Origin of the sequence: Psychromonas sp. (genome assembly GCF_047632955.1) — a bacterium.
Lineage (GTDB): Bacteria > Pseudomonadota > Gammaproteobacteria > Enterobacterales > Psychromonadaceae > Psychromonas.
Genome location: NZ_JBLIED010000008.1, coordinates 110,310 through 135,280, shown reverse-complemented (window position 1 = coordinate 135,280; position 24,971 = coordinate 110,310). Strand labels below are relative to the sequence as shown.

17 protein-coding genes are annotated in these 24,971 nt (G+C 42.4%); 9 read left to right on the top strand and 8 right to left on the bottom strand.

Translation table 11 applies throughout. The annotated features are described in order from the left end of the window. Positions 1-354: 354 nt before the first annotated feature. Positions 355-2,358 (top strand): glycogen debranching protein, encoded by a 2,004-nt coding sequence (locus ACJAZP_RS07840; protein WP_415230185.1) that lies wholly within the window; start codon positions 355-357, stop codon positions 2,356-2,358. A gap of 73 nt (positions 2,359-2,431) precedes the next feature. Here the strand turns inward: ACJAZP_RS07840 and ACJAZP_RS07835 are convergent, their stop codons facing one another. Beyond that, on the bottom strand, positions 2,432-3,889 hold the full coding sequence (locus tag ACJAZP_RS07835) for an aminoacyl-histidine dipeptidase (RefSeq protein ID WP_415230184.1): 1,458 nt from the start codon (positions 3,887-3,889) through the stop codon (positions 2,432-2,434). Positions 3,890-4,416: 527 nt separating this feature from the next. Here ACJAZP_RS07835 and carA point away from each other — a divergent pair. Both carA and carB read left to right on the top strand, forming a co-directional pair. Continuing rightward, entirely contained in the window at positions 4,417-5,553 is a 1,137-nt protein-coding gene (gene carA, locus ACJAZP_RS07830; RefSeq protein ID WP_415230183.1) for a glutamine-hydrolyzing carbamoyl-phosphate synthase small subunit, read from the top strand. 42 nt (positions 5,554-5,595) lie between these two features. Further along, positions 5,596-8,826: a carbamoyl-phosphate synthase large subunit gene (carB, locus tag ACJAZP_RS07825; protein ID WP_415230182.1), complete on the top strand. Its 3,231-nt coding sequence runs from the start codon at positions 5,596-5,598 to the stop codon at positions 8,824-8,826. Positions 8,827-9,273: 447 nt separating this feature from the next. Here the strand turns inward: carB and arnT are convergent, their stop codons facing one another. The 7 genes from arnT to ACJAZP_RS07790 all read right to left on the bottom strand — a co-directional run bounded on the left by arnT (position 9,274) and on the right by ACJAZP_RS07790 (position 17,912). Then, positions 9,274-10,929: a lipid IV(A) 4-amino-4-deoxy-L-arabinosyltransferase gene (gene arnT, locus ACJAZP_RS07820; protein ID WP_415230181.1), complete on the bottom strand. Its 1,656-nt coding sequence runs from the start codon at positions 10,927-10,929 to the stop codon at positions 9,274-9,276. Between the two features lie 20 nt (positions 10,930-10,949). Further along, entirely contained in the window at positions 10,950-11,867 is a 918-nt protein-coding gene (arnD, locus tag ACJAZP_RS07815) for a 4-deoxy-4-formamido-L-arabinose-phosphoundecaprenol deformylase (RefSeq protein WP_415230180.1), read from the bottom strand. After that, positions 11,857-13,851, bottom strand: coding sequence for a bifunctional UDP-4-amino-4-deoxy-L-arabinose formyltransferase/UDP-glucuronic acid oxidase ArnA (gene arnA, locus ACJAZP_RS07810; RefSeq protein ID WP_415230179.1), 1,995 nt, complete (start codon positions 13,849-13,851; stop codon positions 11,857-11,859). The genes arnD and arnA overlap by 11 nt, the downstream gene beginning before the upstream one ends. Before the next feature lie 34 nt (positions 13,852-13,885). Then, entirely contained in the window at positions 13,886-14,878 is a 993-nt protein-coding gene (locus ACJAZP_RS07805; RefSeq protein WP_415230178.1) for a glycosyltransferase, read from the bottom strand. Next, positions 14,856-16,046 carry an aminotransferase class I/II-fold pyridoxal phosphate-dependent enzyme gene (locus tag ACJAZP_RS07800; RefSeq protein WP_415230177.1) on the bottom strand — a complete coding sequence of 397 codons (1,191 nt, stop codon included), beginning with the start codon at positions 16,044-16,046 and terminating at the stop codon, positions 14,856-14,858. The genes ACJAZP_RS07805 and ACJAZP_RS07800 overlap by 23 nt, the downstream gene beginning before the upstream one ends. 286 nt (positions 16,047-16,332) lie before the next feature. Next, the gene (locus tag ACJAZP_RS07795) at positions 16,333-17,079 is read right to left on the bottom strand and encodes a phosphatase (RefSeq protein ID WP_415230176.1); all 747 of its coding nucleotides are present in this window, start codon (positions 17,077-17,079) and stop codon (positions 16,333-16,335) included. Between the two features lie 323 nt (positions 17,080-17,402). Continuing rightward, the gene (locus tag ACJAZP_RS07790) at positions 17,403-17,912 is read right to left on the bottom strand and encodes a DUF2062 domain-containing protein (RefSeq protein ID WP_415230175.1); all 510 of its coding nucleotides are present in this window, start codon (positions 17,910-17,912) and stop codon (positions 17,403-17,405) included. Between the two features lie 29 nt (positions 17,913-17,941). Here ACJAZP_RS07790 and ACJAZP_RS07785 point away from each other — a divergent pair, with 29 nt between their 5' ends. Genes ACJAZP_RS07785 through ACJAZP_RS07760 form a run of 6 tightly spaced genes read left to right on the top strand, consistent with a single transcriptional unit; the run spans position 17,942 to position 24,961 of the window. Beyond that, a complete protein-coding gene (locus ACJAZP_RS07785) occupies positions 17,942-20,338 on the top strand; it encodes a DNA internalization-related competence protein ComEC/Rec2 (RefSeq protein ID WP_415230174.1) in 2,397 nt (798 codons plus the stop codon). Positions 20,339-20,357: 19 nt separating this feature from the next. After that, positions 20,358-22,109, top strand: coding sequence for a lipid A ABC transporter ATP-binding protein/permease MsbA (gene msbA, locus ACJAZP_RS07780; protein WP_415230173.1), 1,752 nt, complete (start codon positions 20,358-20,360; stop codon positions 22,107-22,109). Then, on the top strand, positions 22,109-23,071 hold the full coding sequence (lpxK, locus tag ACJAZP_RS07775; RefSeq protein ID WP_415230172.1) for a tetraacyldisaccharide 4'-kinase: 963 nt from the start codon (positions 22,109-22,111) through the stop codon (positions 23,069-23,071). The genes msbA and lpxK overlap by 1 nt, the downstream gene beginning before the upstream one ends. Beyond that, positions 23,065-23,244 carry a Trm112 family protein gene (locus ACJAZP_RS07770; protein WP_415230171.1) on the top strand — a complete coding sequence of 60 codons (180 nt, stop codon included), beginning with the start codon at positions 23,065-23,067 and terminating at the stop codon, positions 23,242-23,244. Before lpxK ends, ACJAZP_RS07770 begins: the two co-directional genes overlap by 7 nt. Before the next feature lie 2 nt (positions 23,245-23,246). Continuing rightward, on the top strand, positions 23,247-24,014 hold the full coding sequence (gene kdsB / locus ACJAZP_RS07765) for a 3-deoxy-manno-octulosonate cytidylyltransferase (protein ID WP_415230170.1): 768 nt from the start codon (positions 23,247-23,249) through the stop codon (positions 24,012-24,014). Positions 24,015-24,022: 8 nt separating this feature from the next. Continuing rightward, positions 24,023-24,961, top strand: coding sequence for a hypothetical protein (locus ACJAZP_RS07760; protein ID WP_415230169.1), 939 nt, complete (start codon positions 24,023-24,025; stop codon positions 24,959-24,961). Positions 24,962-24,971 lie beyond the last annotated feature (10 nt).

Here is a 24,971-nt window from a genome sequence, read left to right as displayed (position 1 = left end):
ATTAAGTGCTGTTTATCAAGCAAAATTGGGTTAGTTAATGGGGGTGCTGCAAGCCTGGTTTTAGTAAACATAAGCATAAGCAAACGGCATGCCGTAAATGAAAGTATAATAAATACATGTAGTTACATTTTACTGTTGATCTCGGTAAGTTTGATTTTGCACCAAAAGATTGCAGTTCTGATCTGATTAGGGCATTAAAATTAATAACCAACGAATAATGTCGTTAACTTTCAATTCTTCGATATTTAAATGGGTTATTTATTCAGTAAAACCTAAGCGCTGTTGCGCCATTGATTAATAGCGGTTTTTGACTACAGTTTTGTCATCACACTTTAGTCACAAAAGAGTCTTAGAATGTACGAATTACTGCCAGGTAAAACTCACCCGATCGGTGCGACGGTGGAAGATGAAGGGGTTAATTTTTGTCTTTATTGTGATGAACGTTCAACCTCAGTCGAATTGCTTCTGTTTGCACAGCATGATGCGCTTGAACCCTACGATATTATCCGATTCGATCCCCTGATTAATCGCAGTTTTTATTTTTGGCATGTTTTTGTAAAAGGTTTGCCGGAAAAAACACATTATGCTTATCGTGTTGATGGTCCTTTTCAACCTGAAGACGGGCTGATTTTTGATCCGCAAAAAGTATTAATCGATCCCTATTCAAAAGGCATTAACTGCAGTTTATGGCAGCGTAATGATGCCTGTAAAGCCGGTGATAATCTGCATACTTCGATGCGCAGTTGCGTACTCAAACTAACGGATTATGACTGGCAGGGTGATAGCCCCCCTAACCATTGTCTTAATGAGAGTATTATTTACGAGATGAATGTCGGCGGATTTACGAAATCACCTAGTTCCAAAGTCAAAAATCCGGGTACTTATGCGGGCATAATAGAAAAAATACCCTATTTAAAAGCATTAGGTATTACCGCGGTTGAATTGCTACCGGTCTTTGAATTTGAAGATTCTGAGGTGCGTTATTTTAATGGTAATAAATTAAAAAATTATTGGGGATACAGCACCATTAATTTTTTTGCACCTCATTCTGGATACTGCGTCAATCCACAGGAAGGTAACCACACCGATGAAGGTGACCAGCAGGGGCCGGTATACTCTTTTAAAGGTTTTGCCAATGACAGTTATTATTTTTTAATGGACAAACATAAAAATATTTACAGCAATTATTCCGGATGCGGTAATACCTTTAAATGCAACCATCCTATTAGTGAAAAATTTATTGTTGATTGTTTAGAATATTGGGTGCGCGATATGCACGTCGATGGTTTCCGTTTTGATGAGGGCACTATTTTAGCGCGTGGTGATGACGGTAATTTGATTGCCAATCCTCCTGTTGTTTGGGCTATCGAATTATCTGAACAGTTAGCAGAGGTTAAGGTGATTGCTGAGGCTTGGGATGCGCAGGGAGGGTATCTGGTTGGCTCTTTCCCCGGGCACCGTTGGGCGGAGTGGAACGGTTTATACCGTGATGATTTGCGTGATTTTATGCGCGGCAAAGCGGGCATGCTAGGAACCTTTGCCCTGCGTATTACCGGCAGTGCTGATCTCTATCAGCACCAACATGAGTTACCCAGTAATAGTATCAACTTTATGACTTCTCATGATGGTTTTACCCTTAATGATCTTGTTTCCTATAACCATAAACATAATCAGGCAAATGGAGAAAATAATCGTGATGGGGCTGATAATAACAGAAGTTGGAATTGTGGTGTTGAGGGCATTACTGATGACCCGCAAATCAATATGCTGCGTAAGCGACAAATCAAAAATTTTGCCGCTATTTTAATGTTATCTAAAGGTGTCCCTATGTTTGTTGCCGGCGATGAAATTTGCCGGACGCAGCAGGGTAACAATAATGCTTATTGTCAGGATAATGAACTATCCTGGTTCAATTGGCAGGATGTTCACAGTAACCGGTCGATGCTGCAGTTCTGGCAACGCCTGATCGCTTTTCGCAAATCTCACCCGCGTTTATTTGGTAATAAATATTATAACAGTGAAGTAAACCAGAGTGGCTTATCCGATATATTATGGCATGGCTGTGAACTGGGGAAACCAGGTTGGTATGACCCAAGCGGACTGGCATTAGCAATGACACTTGGCGAACGGGCAAACGGTGAAGATATACATATTATGTTTAATATGTACTGGCAGGCACTTGAATTTGCGTTGCCGAATATTGAAGGGGATAAATGGTACCGTGCCATTGATACATCCTTACCTTCTCCCTTTGATATCGCTAAAGCGGGGGACGAGACAGTACATCAGGGTTTCAGTTATAAAGTGAATGCCCGCAGTGTGGTTGTTTTGATTGCAAAAAAAAATCAGAGCTTGTAAACCCTGATATTTTTATTATGGCAGGCATTTTGATAGCCCACCATCATCTATTATAAAAGCCTTTTAATAAAGGTTAATCAATCGCTTTTAATGTTGCCACCAATAACTGCCAAAACTTATCAACACTGTCGATCAGCACTTTTTCATCGGGACTATGCGGGAATTTAATTGTCGGGCCAAATGAAATCATATCCCATTGAGGATATTGCGCACTGAACAAACCACATTCTAAGCCGGCATGAATGACCATCGGTTTGGGTTGTTTATCAAATAATTTAACGTATTGTTTTTCCATTGTTTTATAAATCGTTGAATCAGGGTTTGGTTTCCAGCCGGGATAGTTACCCGTCAACAATACTGTGCCATTCTGTTGTTGAAATTGATCTGCAATTTCTTGTGCTTTTGCTTGTTTTTCCTGCTCAACCTGTGAACGTACTAATACCTGAATATCAAAAACGCTACGGTTGTTTCTATTTTGTGAAACAACGCCCAAATTTGATGAGGTCTGTACAACATCGGAAAAATCATTGTCCATCGCGTATATACCATTATCACAATGGTTCAGGCTGGTTAATAAATTAGCCTGGCTGTTATGCGTTAAAATAAAAGTGGGCAGCTGACAGGATTTTACTGAAAGCTGTAAATTAGGCTCAGATTCTTTATATTGACTGCGCAGCTTTTGCTGCAGGGTATTGATGATAATTTCTATGCCATTTTGATACTGCGGATCACACACAATGACACAATCCGCTTCCCGTGGAATAGCATTACGCAAACTACCACCTTGAAAATAGGCTAGGTGAAATGGCACCCCCTCGAGGTTTTGCAACACAGATACCAGTGTTTTTATTGCATTTGCACGGCCTAAATTAATATCACAACCGGAATGACCGCCCTTGAGGCCGTCCAGCGTAATTTCAAAAGCACTGTCGGCCGGCTCACTTTCCATTATTTCATAGGGTATCGTCGCATTGACGTTAACGCCACCTGCACAACCCACAAAAAGTTCACCCTCTTGTTCCGAATCCGTATTCAGGAGGATTTTGCCCTGAAGGGTATCAGCTTTCAGGCCAAATGCGCCGGTCATGCCGGTTTCTTCGTCGCTAGTTAAAAGTACCTCAAGTGGGCCATGCTGCAGTGTGTTATCAGCCAATACCGCTAAACACGCCGCCATGCCGATGCCGTTATCTGCGCCCAATGTGGTGTTGTCGGCGCGTAACCATTGACCCTCGATGCTAGGCTTAATCGCATCGGTTAAGAAATCGTGCTCGATATTGTTGTTTTTTTGCGCCACCATATCAAGGTGCGCCTGAAGAATGACAGCGGTGTTATTTTCATACCCCTTACTTGCGGATTTTTTTAATATCAGATTACCAATCTTATCTTGTACACAGCTTATATTTTTTTCTTTTGCCCAATTCATTATCCAATCTGTCAGTTTTTGCTCGTGCTTAGAAGGGTGCGGGATAGAGCAAATAGTCGAGAAAAAAGACCAAACGGGAGAAGCTATTGTTGACTGTAAGGCTTGCATAAAAGATCCTGTTATGAAAAAGAATACGGAATGAGTTGATGCTAATCAACGACTTTTAAGGGTATACTTAAATTGATTTAGATCAGTGAGATTAACATATTTAACCCCAGAAGGAAGTGACAGTGTCAGAAGAAAATTTTAAAGACCCATATTCAATTCGTTATTTTTTAGGCTTTCTGGTGGTGATACTTATCCCAACTTTGCCTGCCACTTTGGCCTTGATTAAAGTATTAGGTTGATTTTATCCCTTCGGCTGGAAAGGTGAAAGCGCCTAAATAAGCACCTTAAGTGAATTTTCCTTTCTATCCCGGTTAAATGGCTATTGATGAGTTAGCCATTTATTATTATCCCACTGCCATTATTTATGGTTATTTTTTTCCGTGAAAACAAAATTTCATTGGTTAATTGCGCTTAAAATCTATAACATGTCGCCAATTTGCCAAAGTTTATGATTGCTTGGTGGAAAAAAACGCATTATTTTCCTCCAGCACTCAATAAATTTATTTTATTTCCCCACGGAGGTTATTTTGAGTCATTCTGCCATATTGGTATTGGAAGATGGAACTGTATTTGAAGGTATCTCAATCGGTGCTGATGGAAGTTCCATCGGTGAGGTTGTTTTCAACACGTCAATGACGGGTTACCAAGAAATTTTGACAGATCCATCCTACGCACGCCAAATTGTTACATTAACCTACCCTCATATCGGAAATACCGGAACAAATAACGAAGACGAAGAATCAGCGTCGATCCATGCCTGTGGTTTGGTTATTCGTGATTTACCACTGCTTGCAAGTAATTTCCGTAATCAAATGGGATTAAGTGATTATTTAAAAGCACATAATATTGTCGCTATTGCAGAAATTGATACCCGTAAATTAACACGTATTTTACGTGAAAAGGGTGCTCAAGCGGGTTGTATTATGGCCGGTGAAAACCTCGACCAAGCGCTTGCTTTATCTCAAGCTAAAAGCTTTCCCGGTCTTAAGGGAATGGATTTGGCTAAAGAGGTGAGTACTACTGAAGCCTATAATTGGGCACAGGGCAGCTGGACACTGACCGGCGGGTTACCTGCCGATGCGAGCGATTCAAAATATCATGTTGTCGCTTATGATTATGGCGTTAAACGTAATATTTTACGTATGTTAGTTGACCGGGGCTGCCGCGTCACGGTGGTACCGGCACAAACATCCGCGAGTGATGTCTTGGCAATGAACCCGGACGGCATCTTCCTGTCAAATGGCCCGGGCGATCCGGAGCCTTGTACCTATGCGATCACAGCCATTCAAGAAATCTTAACCACAGAGATTCCGGTCTTTGGTATCTGTCTCGGCCATCAGTTACTTGCCTTAGCAAGTGGCGCAACAACATCGAAAATGAAATTCGGTCATCATGGCGCCAACCATCCGGTAAAAGATCTAGATCGTAATGTGGTGATGATTACCAGCCAAAATCATGGTTTTGCCGCTGATCAAGCGTCATTACCGAATAACATGCGTGCCACCCATATTTCATTGTTTGACGGTTCACTGCAAGGTATGGCTCGCACCGATAAACCTGCATTTAGTTTTCAGGGCCATCCTGAAGCAAGTCCCGGCCCGCATGATGCAGCGCCATTATTTAATCACTTTATTGAATTGATTGAAGCGTACAAAAAAGCCTAGTTAATCAGATCACAGAACAGCGAATAGAAAGGTAAATTTCAGATGCCAAAACGTAATGACTTAAAAACTATCCTAATCATTGGTGCCGGACCGATTATTATAGGCCAAGCTTGTGAGTTTGATTACTCGGGCGCGCAAGCATGTAAAGCTTTAAAAGAAGAAGGCTACCGTGTGGTGTTGGTTAACTCTAACCCAGCAACGATAATGACCGACCCTGATATGGCCGATGCAACCTACATCGAACCCATTCACTGGCAGGTTGTTGAAAAAATCATCGCCAAAGAGCGTCCCTGTGCAGTGCTGCCGACAATGGGCGGGCAAACTGCATTAAACTGTGCGCTTGAGTTAGAAGCAAAAGGCATATTAGCTAAATATAATGTTGAAATGATTGGCGCAACGGCTGACGCTATTGATAAAGCGGAAGATCGTAGCCGCTTTGATACTGCCATGAAAAAAATCGGCCTTGAATGTCCGCGTGCCGGAATCGCCCATAATATGGATGAAGCTTACGCTGTTTTAGACATGGTTGGTTTCCCTTGTATTATTCGTCCTTCTTTTACTATGGGCGGAACAGGCGGCGGTATAGCTTACAATAAAGAAGAATTTGACGATATCTGTACCAACGGTCTGGATCTTTCACCTACCACCGAGCTATTAATCGATGAATCATTAATAGGTTGGAAAGAGTATGAGATGGAAGTGGTTCGTGACAAAAATGATAACTGTATTATCGTTTGTGCCATTGAAAACTTTGACCCCATGGGTATTCATACCGGGGATTCCATTACGGTTGCGCCTGCGCAGACATTAACCGATAAAGAATACCAGTTAATGCGTAATGCATCTTTGGCTGTACTGCGTGAAATTGGTGTTGAAACCGGTGGTTCAAACGTCCAGTTTGGTATTAACCCGGAAGACGGCCGTATGGTTCTTATCGAAATGAATCCACGCGTATCACGTTCATCTGCACTTGCATCAAAAGCGACCGGTTTCCCGATTGCGCGGATCGCGGCAAAACTGGCGATTGGTTACACTCTAGATGAGCTGCAGAATGATATTACCGGCGGTAAAACACCGGCATCCTTTGAGCCGACCATAGATTACGTTGTCACTAAGATCCCGCGTTTTAACTTTGAAAAATTTGCTAACTCCAATGATCGTCTCACTACGCAGATGAAATCTGTGGGTGAAGTAATGGCAATCGGCCGTAATCAACAGGAATCCTTACAAAAAGCACTTCGCGGTCTGGAAGTAGGCGCTGACGGTTTCAGCCCTATGGTTGATTTAAATGATCCCGGCGCCAAAGAAAAAGTATTATACGAACTGCGTGAAGCCGGTGCTGAGCGTATCTGGTATATCGGTGATGCATTCCGTTTAGGAATGAGCATAGATGAAATTTATGCCATTACTATGATTGATAAATGGTTCCTGGTACAGATTGAAGACTTGATTCTTGAAGAAGGTAAAATTTCTGAAGGCGGTTTACGCGGTTTAGATAAAGCGGTGCTTAAACGTCTCAAACGTAAAGGTTTTGCCGACAGCCGTATCGCAACTGTGGTGGGTGTTACTGAAACTGAAGTCCGTAAACTGCGTGAAAAATTTGATCTGCACCCGGTCTACAAACGGGTAGATACTTGTGCTGCTGAGTTTTCATCTGATACAGCTTACATGTATTCAACCTATGATGAAGAGTGTGAAGCTAACCCCACCGACAATGATAAAATCATGATCATCGGTGGTGGTCCTAACCGTATAGGTCAGGGTATCGAATTTGATTATTGTTGTGTACACGCTGCCATGGCAATGCGTGATGACGGTTATGAAACCATTATGGTGAACTGTAATCCTGAAACCGTATCTACTGATTTTGATACTTCGGATCGTTTGTATTTTGAACCCATTACATTGGAAGATGTACTGGAAATTGTGCGAGTTGAAAAACCTAAAGGTGTGATCGTACAGTACGGCGGCCAAACGCCGCTTAAACTTGCTCGTGCACTAGAAGCTGCAGGTGTACCTATTATCGGTACTTCACCGGAGGCGATTGACCGCGCCGAAGACCGTGAGCGTTTCCAACAGGTGGTTGAGCGTTTAGGACTTAAGCAGCCTGAAAATGATACTGTTACTACCCTTGAGCAAGCCGTTGAATCAGCGAAAGTGATAGGTTACCCGCTGGTGGTTCGTCCATCCTATGTATTAGGTGGCCGGGCGATGGAAATCGTTTATGACGAAGTTGATTTACGCCGTTACTTTAAAGATGCGGTCAGCGTTTCTAATGAATCACCGGTACTGCTGGATCGTTTCTTAGATGATGCAATCGAAGTGGATATCGATGCTATCTGTGACGGTACGGACGTGGTTATCGGCGCTATTATGGAACATATTGAACAAGCGGGCGTGCACTCCGGTGACTCGGCATGTTCATTACCGGCTTACACGTTAAGTGCGGAAATCCAGGATGAGATTCGAGGTTACATTCGCTCGTTAGCATTAGAACTGGGTGTTATCGGCCTGATGAATACCCAGCTTGCGGTAAAAGATAACGAAGTCTACATGATTGAGGTTAATCCGCGTGCTGCACGTACCGTGCCTTTTGTGTCAAAAGCGACCGGTGTGCCGATTGCTAAAATTGGCGCAAGCGTCATGGCCGGTAAAACCCTTAAAGAGCTCGGCGTAACTAAAGAAGTTATCCCGCCATACTATTCGGTAAAAGAAGTGGTCTTACCCTTTAATAAATTTCCCGGTTCAGATCCTATATTAGGCCCTGAAATGCGCAGTACCGGTGAAGTGATGGGTGCCGGTGATACCTTTGCCGAAGCTTATGCAAAGGCGGAACTTGGTTCGATTAAAGATGTGCCAATTATCGGTCGAGCATTACTTTCCGTGCGGAACAGCGATAAAAAACGCGTTGCAAAACTGGCTAAAAATTTAGTCGAGCTTGGCTATGAGATTGATGCAACACACGGCACTATGATTGTATTACAAGAAGCCGGTATTAACGCGCGACTGGTTAATAAGGTACATGAAGGCCGTCCGCATATTCTAGATCGCACTAAAAATGGCGAATATACCTACATGGTCAATACCACTGAAGGTCGTATTGCTATTGAAGATTCACGTCAGCTACGTCGTGCAGCGCTGCGTTATAAAGTAAATTACACAACGACCTTGAAAGGTGCATTTGCAACATGTCAGGCGCATCTTGCGGATCCGACCGCACCCGACGCGACAGTCAACTCGGTACAAGAGTTACACCTGCGTATACAAGGTTAACTTTAAAAAACCTCCCTTGTTATGCAGTTAATAAAAAGGGATGAATAAAAAAGGCTGAGCAATTAATTGCTCAGCCTTTTTTTTATTCAGCAAATTATCCGAACACCAAAATCGATTGAAGTTGTGAACTTGCATTATACCCATTCTACTAATTAGGTGATCTATTTAGGCGCCGTAAAAACCCATGAAAGCAAGGCATTGATTGCAGTAACTAGATGTTCTAATTATACCAAATCGTATGGACGGATTTTGAACAGCTTTAGCTGGCCGCGAAGTGGGGAATAACAGGATGTTATGAATCCAATTAATAACAAAGACTAAAACATAGTTTTATGTCTAGCTAGCATGTGTTTTAACCAGCATAAATGCGCAGAAAATTAATGGATTTGGTATTAGCTAAGAAAAATTAACACTCGCAAGGCTGAATACTTATTTGTATAAACCAAGTTAATCCTCAAGGACGCGCTTTTTAAAATACAGCGCCCTGAAACGACCCTGTTTAAAGGTTCGAGTGATTGTTGGTAGTTCTGATGCCGGCAGTTGCAGATTGCGCAGCAAAATTAAAATATCGGTCTGTTGCTGTTTATTTTTAATAAATTGCGCAAGGTTTTGCCGTTCAATGTACCGATCCGCAGCGTCGGGATAACTGAGTCCATATTTGACCTCTCCTTTGCCATCGAGCAAATAAACATCATTACGTTTTAAATACCAATTTAAGGCCGACATGGTTGCCGGGTGATCGGCCAGTAGAATAGTTTGTTCGCTGACCAAAGGTTTAAGTTCTTCAATAAAACCGGCGGGCATTTTTGAGTCGATACTCAGATTGGGAATCATTGCCCAAAAGAGTAAAAACAAGGCTGTCGGCATCATGGCATAAGCGCTTATTTTAGCTTCGAATGTGCTGGCGCGAATAGCTAAAATAGCACATAGGACCCAACAGGAAAGAGCCGTGAACGCCAGCCAGGGACGGTAATACTCGTGGCTTTCCAATGGTAAATATCCGGCATAATAGAAGACTAAAAATCCACCGGCGGCAACTGCCGTAATGATGAGGTTAACAACAGAGCCCCATTTTAATCCCTTGGCCCGTTTTTTATAGGCAGTGATTAATCCAACTGCCAGTAATATGGCGATTGGCGCCATAGAGGGCAGAATATAAGTGACAATTTTCCCCTGGGCGATTGAAAAAAATAGAATCGGCAGCATCGCCCAAAGCAGCAGATAGCGAATAAACGGCAAACGAAGATGGTCTCTCAAGTGCCTAATGGCGGTTGGTGCTAAAAATGTCCAGGGCAGCAGGGCTAAGGGTAAGTAGGCAAAGTAATACCAGAACGGGGCACTGTGCTGTGCATCTTTAGCGGCGAAGCGTTGAATATGCTCAACCCAAAAGAAATAATGCCAATAATCGGGCTCCGCGGCATGAATCGCCAGCGCCCAGGGCAGACAGATTAGCAGCGCAACCGTCACTACCCACCATCCCCAGCGTAAAATAGGTAAAAATTGTTTGTGCCAGAGCAGGTAAGGTAAAACCACAATAACCGGTAATAACAGTGCTAAAAAACCTTTGGTTAGAAAAGCCAAACCGCAAAATAAACCGGCTAAGCCGTAATCTCTACAGCGGGTGCTGCTGTTATTGGCTGAAACGGCAAAAAAGAAAGCGCTAAATGCGGCTGTCAAGCACAGAGAAAACAGGCTATCCAATACGTTATAACTGCCTACGCCGGCGACCATAAACAGACTGATAAAAATAGCGGCTGATATCCATGCAGTTTGGCGGTTTATAAAATGCGTTACTAATAACAGTAAGCAACCTGCAGATCCTGCGGTGCTGAATGCAGAGGCCGCTCTTGCCGAAAAATTGTTTTCCCCAAACAGCAGTTGAGCAATAGCGTTCATCCAATGACCCATTATTGGTTTTTCAAAATAACGCAGACCATTAAAAGTAGGTACTGTCCAATCTCCGCTGCTGAGCATTTCCCGAGCAATTTCCGCATAACGGATCTCATCGGGAGACCAAAGGTCACGTAAACCTAAAGGCACAATATAGATGCTTATAAAAATCAGCACAGTTAACAGGGGTAAGTTAATGGTTGATTTGTGCATGACGACTGTGGATTATCCTTTCATTGGTAAAGGGGAAGAATAAGCTGGCGCATTGATTTTTGCTGACTAATCCAGCCATCCCGTCCTGCCATTGGTAAATTGACTATCTCATCGATTGGCCATTGCCGATCATCAAGCAGTTCAATCAGAGGAACAAATTGAATGTTTTTTTGCCGGGCGGCAATAAGCAATTGTTCAAACATGGGCGCACAGCTAATGCCTTCCACTTCCGCGTGAATGGTGTAAACATTGAGTGCATCAGGGTGGATCTGCTTTAAAATAGCCGCATTATAATTTTGTTGATTGATACCCTGCCGGCCGATCAGTTCATCATAGGTAGGCAGAGTAACTGGGATTTGCGGGGTCATCCCAATACCGGGACGAAATATTTTATCACCACGACAATCACTATTATAACGAAAATAAAATAGCTCTTTAAGTGTCAGCACCTTCGGGGTGCAGCGCCAGCCGGCAACCGCACTGCAGGTGATATTCCGGCCTAATATTTTTTGCAGCATTTGATAACCTTTAGTTATTTCTGAATTCAGCTGCGCATGGCTCATGCTCTCTACTTTGCGTTGCCACCTATAATGATCCCAGGCGTGCAGGCCTATTTCATGCCCTGCAAAATTAGTTTGTTTAATGATCTTTGCTGATTTATGACCGATAATCGGGCCCGGCCAAAGCGTACCGCGCATCAGGATATCCCAGCCGTAGAGGCTTGCTGCTTTGGAACGGCACATTTTTTTAAAGAAGGCCGGGCGCAGTAAACGCCATAGATGACGGCCCATATTATCGGGGCCGACCGTGAAAAAAAATGAAGCGAGCACCTCGTACTTTGCCAGCAGCTGTAATAATGTTGGCACGCCCAGTTGTGTGCCGCGCAGGGTATCCACGTCAATTCTCAGGCCTACTTTAGCTATTTTCTCACTTTTCATTTTCTGTGATTTCCACCACTGCTGCTTTTAAAAAGAAATCTAATGTTTGTTCGATTGAATGCTCCAGCGATAATGAGGGTGCCCAATCTAAAAAACGTTTGGCATTCCTGATACTGGGACGCCTATGTTGTAAATCCTGATATCCATCTCCGTAAAATGCCAGACTTTCGACCAGCTGGTAACCTGCAAAGGGTGGAAAATAAGTGCGTAAAGGATGCTGCTCAAATTTCTCAACAAGCATTTCTGCCAGTACTTTGATGCTGGCTTCATTATCAGGTGCGCCAATGTTGATAATTTGACCGTCACATAAATTATCTTTGTTTTCTATGATTTTAAACAGAGCCTCAATGGCTTCTGAGATGTCCGTGAAGCAGCGTTTCTGCTCTCCACCGTCGATTAATTTGATGGCGGTGCCTTCCACCAGATTGAGAATCAATTGGGTAATTGCCCGGCTGGAGCCAATACGCGCGGAATCCAAACTATCTAAACGCGGGCCTATCCAGTTAAAGGGACGGAATAAGGTAAACTGCAAATTATCTTTTTTACCGTATGCCCAGATAATACGATCCAGTAACTGTTTCGAGGCAGAGTAGATCCAGCGCTGGCGGTTAATCGGTCCGGTAATGAGTACTGAATTATCTTCATCAAATTCGGGATCGGTGCACATGCCGTAAACTTCAGAAGTTGACGGGAAGATGATGCGACGTTTATATTTCACGCATTCCCGTACAATTTTCAGATTTTCTTCAAAATCCAGTTCAAAAACTCGCAGTGGGTGACGGGTATATTCGATAGGGGTAGCGATCGCCACCAGCGGTAATATGATGTCGCATTTTTTAATATGGTACTGGATCCACTCACTGTGAATGCTGATATCCCCTTCAACAAAATGGAAATCGGGATGATTAATGTATTGATCAATCTGATTGGATTCCATGTCCATGGCATAAATCTGGTATTTTCCGTCATCCAGCAAACGTTTAGTCAGGTGATTGCCAATAAAACCATTGGCGCCTAAAATTAATATTTTCTGGCGTTGTTTAGCTTTCAGTAAAGCACTTGCCCGCTGGCCAAAGTGCATCTTGGCCGATAGATGCAAGTCATCCGCTAATTGATTACCGCCAAGGTACAAGCCATTTTCAGTTTGTCCCGCATCGACAATTATTGCGCCCTGTGCGCAGGCAATAGTAAGAGGCCTGGTTGAAACAATAGTGCCGGGGGATACGTCGTAGGTTTGTTGATCTGCCCGCGCGGCCCATAAAATAACCTTGCGATCGCCTGAAAAGGAAAAAGCCCCGGGGAAGGGGGCAGTGACTGCTCTGATTAAATTATTAATGGTGAGTGCATCATTTGCCCATTTTATTTCACCATCGGCTGCTGTACGCCGCCTAAAATAGCTGGCTAAAGACGGATCCTGTTTTGCCAGAGTATACTTACCCACCAATATTGCGGGTAAGATTTTTTTCATCATTTCTGATGTCAGCTTGGTCATTTTATTATATAAACTTAAGGCATTATCGTTTGCTGAAATGGTGATTTTTTGTTGTGCCACAATATCACCGGCATCGGCTTTTTCAGTCATGCAGTGCAGTGTTAATCCGGTTTCTGTTTCACCATTTATTAATACCCAATTAATAGGTGCGCGGCCCCGGTATGCGGGTAATAATGAGCCATGTAAATTAAAAGCGCCCTGGGGAGGAATATTTATAATGTTGCGACTTAAGAGATGGCGGTAATAAAAACTAAAGAGTATTTCCGGCTGCAATTGACGAATTCGTTCGACCCATAAAGGATGATTGACGTCTTCTGGAGCATAAACCGTTATATTATTGTGCGCCGCTAATTTCGCCACGGATCCAAAAAAAATAGTTTCAGCACTATCATCAATATGGGTAAACAGGGCTAACACTTCAACCTCGGCATCCAGTAAGCTCTGCAGGGCGGCACAACCGATATTATGATAGGCAAATACAACCGCTTTCATTACATTGATTCCTTAACATAAAGGTAAAAAATTATTATAGTGTCGAGCGCATCTTTTTACGTGCCGCTTGAGAAGCTTCTCCGATCCTAATATCTTGTACGTAATAGCGTGGACGCGCCCGTACATCGGAATAAATGCGTCCTACGTACTCACCCAGTATCCCCAAGCCGATAAATTGTGCGCCTATAAAAATAAATAAAATCGAGAATAATAGCAACACAGTGTTATTTTCCCATTCTGTACCATAAAATAAGCTCATCATAAGCAATATCAGGCCAAAAAGAGCACCTAATAATAGGATAACGCCGCCGATAATACTCAATACTCTTAGTGGCGCCGTGGTCATACTGGTCAACAGATCAAACATTAGGTTGAGTAAATTGATGAAACTGTATTTAGATTTCCCCTCGGCTCTTTGGTTATGCTTTACGTTGATTTCAACAACGTGGCGAGAGAACCCATTGGCTAATATTGGAATAAAGGTACTGCGTTCATGGCAGGAAAGCATCGCTTGAACAACATGGCTTCGGTAAGCTCTTAACATACAACCATAGTCGTTCATTTGTACGCCCGTTGAGTAGGTGATTATTTTATTAATAATTTTTGAAGGATAACGCCTTAATATACTGTCCTGACGATCCGTTCTCACGGTCCCTACTGAGTCGTAACCCTCTGCCGCTTTTGCAACTAACCTTGGAATCTCCTCTGGAGGGTTCTGCAGATCTGCATCTAAGGTGACAATTAAATCCCCCTTTACATATTCAAATCCGGCCATGATGGCGTTGTGCTGTCCGTAATTACGGTTAAGAATAATGCCAACTACATGGCTTTCGGAAGCAGCGGCGGCCTGCTCAATCAGGTAGGCGCTGTTATCTCTGCTACCGTCGTCAATTAATATGATCTCATAATCCTTGCCCATGCTGCTGAGCGTCATTTCGGTACGTTCAAGCAGCTCAGGTAAGCTCGCCTCTTCGTTATAAACGGGAATGACGATAGAGACAAAATTAATTTCCTGTTGATGTTTCATTAATCGAGTCTCTCACTATTTTTGATAAGGCGTGGGTTACACGGAGCACGTCGTTTTCACTCATATCGGGGAATAAAGGTAAGGAGCAGATCTGTGCGTTATTGTATTCTGTATTTTTTAATGAGTATTGGCGAGTATGCTCGGGGAAATGATAATTTTCGCGATAGTATTTTTGCAGGTGGACAGCTTTAAAATGGATCCCCGCACCAATACCTTGATCTTTTAATGCATCGATTAACTGATCCCTGTCTATTCCTGATTTACTTGGGTCAACTCGAATAACCAATAGATGCCAGCAATGTTTATGTGCATAAGCGGGGATAGTGAGTGTTGTTATGCCCGGGATTTGCGCTAATAAAGTACGATATTTTAGTGCTAATTGTTGCCGTTTCCGAGTGATTTCATTTAAACGCTGCAGTTGCCCCAAGGCCAACACCGCACAGATATCCGGCAGATTATATTTATAGCCGGGCTCTATCACCTCTGCCTGAGCAATACGTCCGTGGGTTTTACGATCATAGGCATCAACACTTAAGCCGTGAAACTTCAAACGGCGAATATGATCGGCAAGCTCAATATCTTGAGTGGTGAATATTCCACCCTCGGCGGTGGTTACATTTTTACTTGCGTGCAGAGAAAAAAAACAGCTCCCCCTTTGGCCTATGTTACGCCCTTTATATTGACCACCAAGCGCATGGGCGGCATCTTCAAGGATGGGTATATTATGTGCTTTACCCAGAATATAAAGAGGGTCAAGGTCAAGCGGGGCTCCGGCAAAATGAACGGGGATAATCAGTTTTGTTCTGCGGGTTATTAACGGGGCAATTAAAGCGGCACTGGTCATTAATGTGTCGCCATCAACCTCAGCAAAAACCGGCGTCGCGCCCATTAATGTGATCATATTCACAGCCGATACCCAAGTTAATGATGGTGTTATTACTTCGTCACCCGGGCCGATACCCAGTGCCACTAAGGTTAAATGTATTGCCGCTGTCGCGTTGCTCAAGGCCACCGCATATTTTGCACCGGTTAACTGGCAAATCTTTTTTTCTAATTGGCCATTTTCAGGACCCGTCGTTATCCATCCGGATCGTAGAACCTCAACAACGGCGGCTATATCCTCTTCGTTGATGGCCGGTTTCGAGAGTGGTAAAAATTTTTTAGTCATAAATTATCCAAATGTCTATTGTGAGTCAGAGCAAGGACGTACTTATAAAACTATTTGAAATTTAAGCTGCAAAGCCAGGATAATTTTTATTTTAAATATTTCAGATAATTATAGACCCAAACTAGTTTAGCGATTTAAGTGATGTGAGCTGTTTAAAAGACAGCGCTTGTTGTCGTTGTTGAGTAAACAGCACGTTGCCTTAGTCAGGAAGCTTAATATCTGGATTGAATTCCAATTAAGTTAAATTAGGTTAAGTTGAGTCTGAACCTGTTATTTTATCCTGCTTTTATAAAAGAGCAGCATACTCGGTAATGGCAGGTTTACCACGCAAGCGCAGAAAATTCAAAAATTGCCTCGTGCTGTAGGTGATCACTTGCTCGCTGGGCATTTTTACTTTATCCAACAAATCACTGACTAACGCCAGCCTGCCTATCTGCTCACAAAAATGGGAATCTGTACCTGTTGTTATAAAAGCGCCGAGATCCCTTGCAACACAGGCAATTTCATAACAGCGATCAATACTGCCAACTCTACTGCCGCCTCGAAGGGAGGTATTATTAATTTCAATCGCCACATTGTGCTCTTTGGCGCATGCGATCACCGCGTGAAAATCAAAATCATAATTCGGATTACCTAAATGGCCGAGAGCATCTACACAGCCGCTTTTAATGGTATTTATCAATGCGGTGGTATGCTCTTTTTTATTCGCGGGTTTAAAAACAAATTCATGCAGACTGGCAATGACCCAATCCAAGCTTGCCTGTACATGCAGGGGAATATCAATTTCTCCCTGAACATTCATAATATTAGCTTCGACGCCGCGAATGACCGCAATACCGGAAATAAATCGGGGGAGTATTTTTTGATTAGCAAAAAACCAATGATGCGGAGCACCCGGCATGGATTCGGAATGGTCTGTAGTACAAAACATTTTTAGTCCGCTTTCTTTGGCTTGCTGAACATTTTCTAGCAAAGTACTGTAAGCATGACCACTCGCATAGGTATGGGTATGGGTATCAACTTCAAGCTTCATATAACCTCTTTTTTACATTAATTGTTGTTCGTTGAAAATAAATTCACCGCAATTTAGGTGTCTGTAGAATTTGCATTTTTGGCGTTTTAAGTCGGGATATAACATGTTACCAAAATAATGCTTGGCTTTTATCTGTTTGTTATCGGGCTCAGCTCAGCATCGGCAATAAACAGATTGTTGCGCTGTTATTGTAGGCAGCTCACTTAACTATTGGAAGGCATCCACCTGTCGGCGGCCTCATCTCCTGATATGGATGGAGCGGAAAATACGCAAGTTATCGCTTATAGAAAAAATATTTAATAGAGGAGGATAAATTACCGGATTTATTTTTTATTTCTGCGTTGCCATTTTTTAGTGACAGTAAAGCGCCAAAAAGCACGAAACAGGAAATATCCCAAAAATGCACTGATGCTGCCCAGAATCAGGGCACCTAAAAACAGTGGCGGGGCGATAGTTTCAAAAGTGTCGATCAACCAGCTATAAGATAATTCGAAGTGAAAATGCTGTACAGGCAGATGCATCATAAACGCACCTAAACGGTAAGCGCCGTAAAATAAAGGGCCCATGGTCAGCGGGTTGGAAATCCAAACTAAGGCAACGGACAAAGGCAGGTTAACCGTAAATATCATGGCAATAGCGGCGGCTAAAATCATCTGGAAAGGAATGGGCATCCAGGCACAAAACAGCCCAACAGCGACAGCGCCGGCTGCACTGCGGCGGTTTAAGTGCCATAGATTGGGATTCTGCAGTGTTTCGCCAAAATGCTTAAGGTGAGGATGTGCTTTTAACATCTCAGGTTTTGGAGTAAAGCGTTTAAGAAATTTTTTTGGCATATAATTAAGGTTTACTTAAATGGATTCGAATGACAATGCGTCTGTTAGTGTGGCTGTCAATTATTGTTTTTATATCGAGCCTGTTTTGGCCGCGATTATTAGACAATAACGAGATAATATTCTGTAGCGCCTTATTTATTGGTTTAATGTTGATTCCGCGCCTGCGTATTGTTGCGGTCGTCCCATTTATTGCTGTTTATTTTTCACTTTATACTTGTTTAGCATTAACAGGAAGTTTTTTTGCTTTTCAACCCGTTACTAATTTCCCCTTTGCAAATTCAGCCCCGCTGCAGGCTTTGGTAGATGGGCGAAACCATAGCATAGTTGTGCAAATTAAATCATTAATCAGTGATCAAAATAAAGGATATTTTCGTGCCAAGTTAGTTGAACTTGATGGGCATCACTTAAATTACGCGCCTTTATTGGAAATGCGCTGGTATGCTCCGACGCTGAAGGTACAGGAAAACGAAAAACATCTCTTTAAGGTGCGTTTTAAACCGGTTTATGGACGTGCCAATCCGGCAGGATTTGACCAGCAAAAATACAAGTACTCTGAGCATGTTGCCTACCAGGCGGTTATAAAGTCTCATATTAAGGATCAATCCTCAGCTTTTTCCTTAAGAGTTTATTTATATGAAAGAGTGTCAAATCTTAGCAACTCTTTAAATAATCAAGGCGCTATCCTGGCCTTATCTTTTGCTGATAAATCATTAATTACGGCAGCGCAGAAAGTCTTAATTCAGCAGTTGGGCATTTCCCACCTGTTTGCTATTTCAGGTTTACATATCAGCCTGCTTTTTTCCTGTGTTTATTTGTGCGTGGCTTATTTTACCGAACGTTTTTTTCCAAAGAAATACCTTGGCTGGTTTTCCTGGCGATTTGTCAGCTTAAGCGCATTACTGGGGGCATTTTTATATGCTTATTTAGCCGGTTTTTCCTTACCGACGCAGCGTGCATTTTTAATGTTGTTATTTTCGGTTGCTATTTTATCAATGAAACGCAAGTGCAGTTTGATTGATCTGTTAAGCCTGACACTTTTAGCTATCTTATTATGGGATCCTTTGTCGCTACTCAGTTTAAGTCTGTGGTTATCCTACATTGCAGTGTGTTTGATATTAATTGTTTTATGGCACTTTCCTCAATTTAACCACAGGGAAGCAAAAAATATAGAAATTCTGGGATTTACAAAAATAATACATTATTTTAAATTTTTAGTGCTTATTCAGTTCTCGCTGAGCCTGTTAATGTTACCCGTACAGCTGTTAAGTTTTTCCTCTTTTTCAATGCTGGCTCCTTTTATTAATCTCCTGGCAGTACCACTTTTTTCTCTGTTAATTATTCCTATCACTTTAACCGCGGTTGTTTTTTCAGTTGTTTATCAACCTATTGCGCTGCTGTTATTTACTATTGCGGATCGTTTAATCAGTTATTTTTTTAGTGCTTTTGAGCCGGCAACATTTGCCTATCTGACTTTTTCCTATGATCAGGGAAGTTTATTTATCTTTTTTGTCGGCTTAATTTTAGTGCTTTATGTTTTGTTTAAACTACAACATGTCAATGCGCGTCTCAGTTATTTTTTTACTTTTATACTGCTCACTTCACTTATTTTATTATTATGGACAGAAAAACAACATAAACCCCATCAGTGGCAGGTAGAAGTCATAGACATAGGTCAGGGGTTATCCATTTTAGTAACAAGCCAGGGACAAAGTCTGCTCTATGATACCGGTCCCCGCTATCCGTCAGGGTTTACCACGGCAGCCGTTGAGACTCTGCCCTATTTGCGCTCTATTGGTATTAACAGCTTAGATTATTTGCTGGTAAGCCACAGTGATATTGACCATGCGGGAGGCGTAGATGTTATTAACAACGCTTTTTTGCCTGAATATATACTGCTCGGCGAACCGTTGGCTCCTTCTGCACTAAAAAACAAAAAAACCTTATTGTGCCGTGCAGGAATGAAATGGTCATTAGGTGCGCTGTCGGTAAAAGTATTGTCACCCTTGACCGCGGGTACAAACAATAATAACAACTCTTGTGTTTTACGTATTGATGATGGTAATTATTCACTTTTGTTGACTGGAGATATTGAGAAAAAGCAAGAGCTTAAGTTAGTTGCAAAATATGGGCAAGCTTTGAAAAGCACACTTTTGCTGGCCCCTCATCATGGCAGCAAATACTCATCAAGCGAAACCTTTATCAAAACCGTGGCGCCGCAATGGGTGATTTTTAGTGCCGGATTTATGAATCAGTGGGGATTTCCGGCTACGCAGGTAAAGTTACGTTATCAAGATCAAAATGTTAGAATGGTAAACAGTGGTTTAAATGGATTTATTCGTTTTAAAATAACAACAGAAAACATTATCATGCAAACATATAGAGAAGATCTTGCCCCTTATTGGTATCATCACTCTTTTTCTCTCTAACAAAAGTACTTGGTGAATCATGGAAAATAAAGAAGTAAATAGCTGGCTGGTTTTTAGGCGTCTATTGGGATACGTTAAAGAGTTTAAATTAGGCTTAGCTGCTGCGATTATCGCTATGATTGGTTATGCCGCCATTGATACCGCTTTTATCTATTCAATTAAACCCCTGATGGATAAGGGGTTAACCGGGCAGAGTCCGGAAATTTTAACCTTTATGCCTATTTTTGTTATCTTAATTGTTGCAGCAAGGGGATTGGTTTCCTTTGTCAGTTCATACTGTATGTCCTGGGTCGGTACCCATGTGGTCATGAAATTACAACGGCAGTTATTCAGCCATTTAATTGCTTTACCTATTAGTTTTTTTGATAAAACTAACACCGGTGATTTGCTCTCTAAAATCACCTACGATGCAAACCAGGTCACCACCGCTTCAACCAAGGCCCTGATAAAAATATTCCGCGATGGTGCTACTATCATTGCTTTGGTCGGTCTGATGTTTGTCCAAAGTTGGCAGTTATCATTAGTTTTCTTTTTGATTGCACCTATCGTCGGTATCGCTATTCGCATTGTCAGCAAACGTTTTCGTAAAATCAGTAAAAAATTACAAGATGCAATGGGCTCAGTGACCACAGCGTCAGAGCAGATGTTAAAAGGACATAAAGAAGTTTTAATGTTTGGCGGCCAAAAACTTGAAAATAAAAAGTTTGATCAGGTCAGTAATTCGGTTCGTTCGCAAAATATGAAAATGGTCAGTGCGCAGGCGATCAGTACGCCAATAGTACAAAGCATTGCCTCTTTGGCTTTAGCTTTTATTTTATTTCTGGCAACCAAACCCTCAATTATTAACGACTTAACCTCGGGTACCTTTATTGTCATTATTTCTTCTATGATGGCTTTAATGAAACCGGTAAAAGTTATTACCGAGGTGGTTGGTGATATACAGCGTGGTATTTCTGCCAGTGTGAGTTTATTCAAGGTGCTAGATACAACGGCTGCGGTAGATTCCGGCACTAAAGTGATTAAACGTGCCAAGGGTAATATTGAACTGCAGAACATTGTGTTCACCTACCCAACCACTGAAAAACCGGCATTAAATAATGTGAGTTTTAAGATCAACGCGGGAGAAACCTTTGCCTTAGTTGGACGCTCGGGTAGTGGGAAATCAACCATTGCCAATTTATTAACCCGTTTTTACGATATTAATAGCGGGGCGATCAGCATAGATGGGGTCAATATTCAGGAATATACCCTTTCGTCGTTACGCGATCAAGTGGCGATAGTTTCACAAAGTGTACATCTGTTTAACGATACTATTGCCAATAATATCGCCTATGCAAGTGATGGTAAATTTACTCGGGAAGATATTATAAAAGCGGCTGATACAGCCAATGCGATGGAGTTTATCAAGCAGTTTCCAAACGGATTAGACACTATTATTGGTGAAAATGGGGCCCTGTTGTCGGGCGGACAACGTCAAAGATTGGCCATTGCACGTGCATTGTTACGTGATGCTCCTATTTTAATTCTTGATGAAGCGACCTCCGCGTTAGACTCTGAATCTGAACGTCATATCCAAACGGCACTTGATATATTACAAAAAAACAGAACCTCTATTGTTATTGCCCATCGTTTATCAACCATTGAACATGCCGATCAAATTTTAGTGATTGATGATGGTCGTGTGGTAGAGCGCGGCACGCATGCAGAGCTTATTGAGAAAAAAGCGATTTATCACAGCCTCAGTAAAATTCAAGCAGCTGGAGAGTTATAATGCCGTTTTGGTACCGCCCTGTTAGTTGGGCGTGGTTACTTTTGCCCCTTGCTTTGGTGTTTAAAATAATCAGCCTATGCCGCCGCTTGGCTTATCAAAAAGGTTTTTTAAAAAGCTATAAGAGTCAATTACCCGTTATTATCGTTGGTAATATTTCTGTTGGCGGCAACGGTAAAACACCTTTTGTTATCTGGTTATGCGAAGTGTTGATTTCTGCAGGTTACAAACCCGCGGTGATTAGCCGCGGTTATGGCGGGAAAAGCAACCATTATCCGTTGCTTGTTAGCGAGCATATCAAGGGTAGCGAGGCGGGCGATGAGCCGATATTAATTCATCAGCGCCTGGGGATTCCGGTGGTGGTTGACCCGATCCGTAAAAATGCAGTTAAATATATTGAGCAGCATTGTTTAGCTGATATCATTATCAGCGATGACGGATTGCAGCATTATGCATTACAACGGGATATTGAAATCGTTATTGTTGATGGCAAACGCCGTTTTGGTAACCAGCAGCTTATACCGATGGGTCCGTTGCGGGAAAATTTATCACGTTTAAGCAGTGTTGACTTTGTGATTAATAACGGTGAACAGCAGGTTAATGAAATGACCATGTTATTAAAAGCGCAAAGCTGTAAACGTGTAGATGGAAAAGCGGCACAACTTAGCAGCGGCCTTAAAGTCAATGCCTGTGCGGCGATTGGATATCCACAACGATTTTTTGAGACCCTTAACCAGCAGCAGTTTGAAATATTAAAAGCCGTTGGTTTTAATGACCATCATGCCTTTTCAAAAGATGACTTCAGTCAATTTGAAACCTCTGTTCCACTATTAATGACCGAAAAAGATGCGGTTAAATGCACTGATTTTGCGCAGCCAAACTGGTGGTATTTACCTGTTTCGGCGGAATTGCCGGCGCACTTTGAACAACAATTATTAAATAGGATTAAGGAAATAAAATGTTAGACATTAGGTTACTTGATATTATCGCCTGTCCATTATGCAAAGGTAAGTTAAGTTATAAAAAAAACACCAATGAACTTATTTGTAAATTTGATCATCTTGCTTACCCCGTTATTGACGGTATTCCCGCTCTGTTGAAAGTCAAAGCGCGGACCATTACGTCCGATGAGGAATAATTATGTCATTTATTGTGGTGATACCCTCTCGTTATCATTCAACTCGTTTACCGGCTAAACCTCTGCTTGATATTTTGGGGAAAACCATGATTGAGCGGGTCACCCAACAAGCTTTAAAAAGTGGTGCAAAACAAGTTATCGTGGCCACCGATGATCAACGCATTGTCGATGCTTTAAAGCATATTAAGAAGATAGATGTATGCATGACATCCAAGGAACATCAGTCCGGAACGGACCGTTTAGCCGAGGTTTGCCAGCAGTTTAACTTTGCCGATGATGAGATCATCGTTAATGTGCAGGGAGATGAGCCGTTAATTCCCCCGTCAGTCATTAAACAGGTTGCGAGCAATCTGCAACAAAACAGTCATGCCAGTGTCGCGACATTAAGTGCGCCGATTGATGAAGTTGACGATGTTTTTAATGTTAATGCAGTGAAAGTCGTTTGTGATAAAAACAACATGGCGTTGTATTTCAGTCGCGCCACCATTCCATGGGATCGTGACCATTTCAGTTTAGAAAATCAGACTGACAAATCGCTAAATTGTACTGCCCTACGACGTCATATTGGCATTTATGCCTACCGTGTTAGTTTTCTTCAAGAGTATGCGACATTATCTGTTTCACCGCTGGAGTTGATCGAGAAGCTTGAGCAGCTGCGCGTATTATGGCATGGCTTTAAAATTCACGTTGAGCAGGCAAAGGAAATTCCGCCACCTGGCATTGATACTCAGGATGATTTGCAGCGTGTTATTGATTTTTTGTCAAACTAGGGAAGCGCATGAAAACTAAAATGTTACTTATTTTGGGGCTGAGTTTTTTACTGCTTGCCTGTGGAGATGAGCGCCCCGAACAACTTCAGGCTAATATCAGAAGCACCGAATATTTAACAACTAACCTGGGTGAAAATCTTGATACAAAGGCATTACGTAATGCCACTATTTTACGCGAATATGCAAGACTGTTAGCTGAAGATAAGCCGCAGCTTGCGCCTTTATTAAAGGAATTAAGTCGTGATGCAACGCGTCAGGGACCTATCTATCAAGGTCTGCTGCAGCGCTTAAAAACACTTAAAGAACAGCCGCAGGTGCTCGGCGATATCGAAATTCAGCTGTTTGAAAGTGAAAATCTGATGGCGGCATCGGATCCGGCTTTATTTAATGATGCCTTGTCTGATCCGGTTAATGTTATTGCGGATCTGTCCGATGGCAAATTAGCACGCGTTAATGCCATCAGTAAGCAGCAGAGTCTGCAGGCAAATGCGGCGGCAGATAATGGTGCAGGCAGTCAGTTAATCGGTAATCCGGGCTACGGGCAATGGCAAACTAACAGTAGCGGTAGCTCATTTTGGCAGTGGTATGGCATGTATGCCATGTTTTCAGCTATCTCGCCGAACCGTACTCGCTTTGACAGCTGGTCATCCCGTCGGGATTACAGTTATTACAATGATGTCGGGCGTAACCGTTATACCTCACCACAGCAAGCAAAATCTCAGGATAATTTAGCCGCCAGAACCAAAAAACAATTTGCTAATAAGGGCGGCTTTCAAAGCCCCTACGCAAAATCTAAAACCGGATCAAGCCGTATGTCAACTGCCAGTCGGCAGGCGCAGCAAACAACCTCTTTTGCCGGAAAGTCTAATTACTCAAAAGCAAAATCATCGAGTAGTTTTAGAAATAGTAAAACAACGACCTCTCGCGGTATAAGTCGCGGAAAATAAGGCTAAAAAA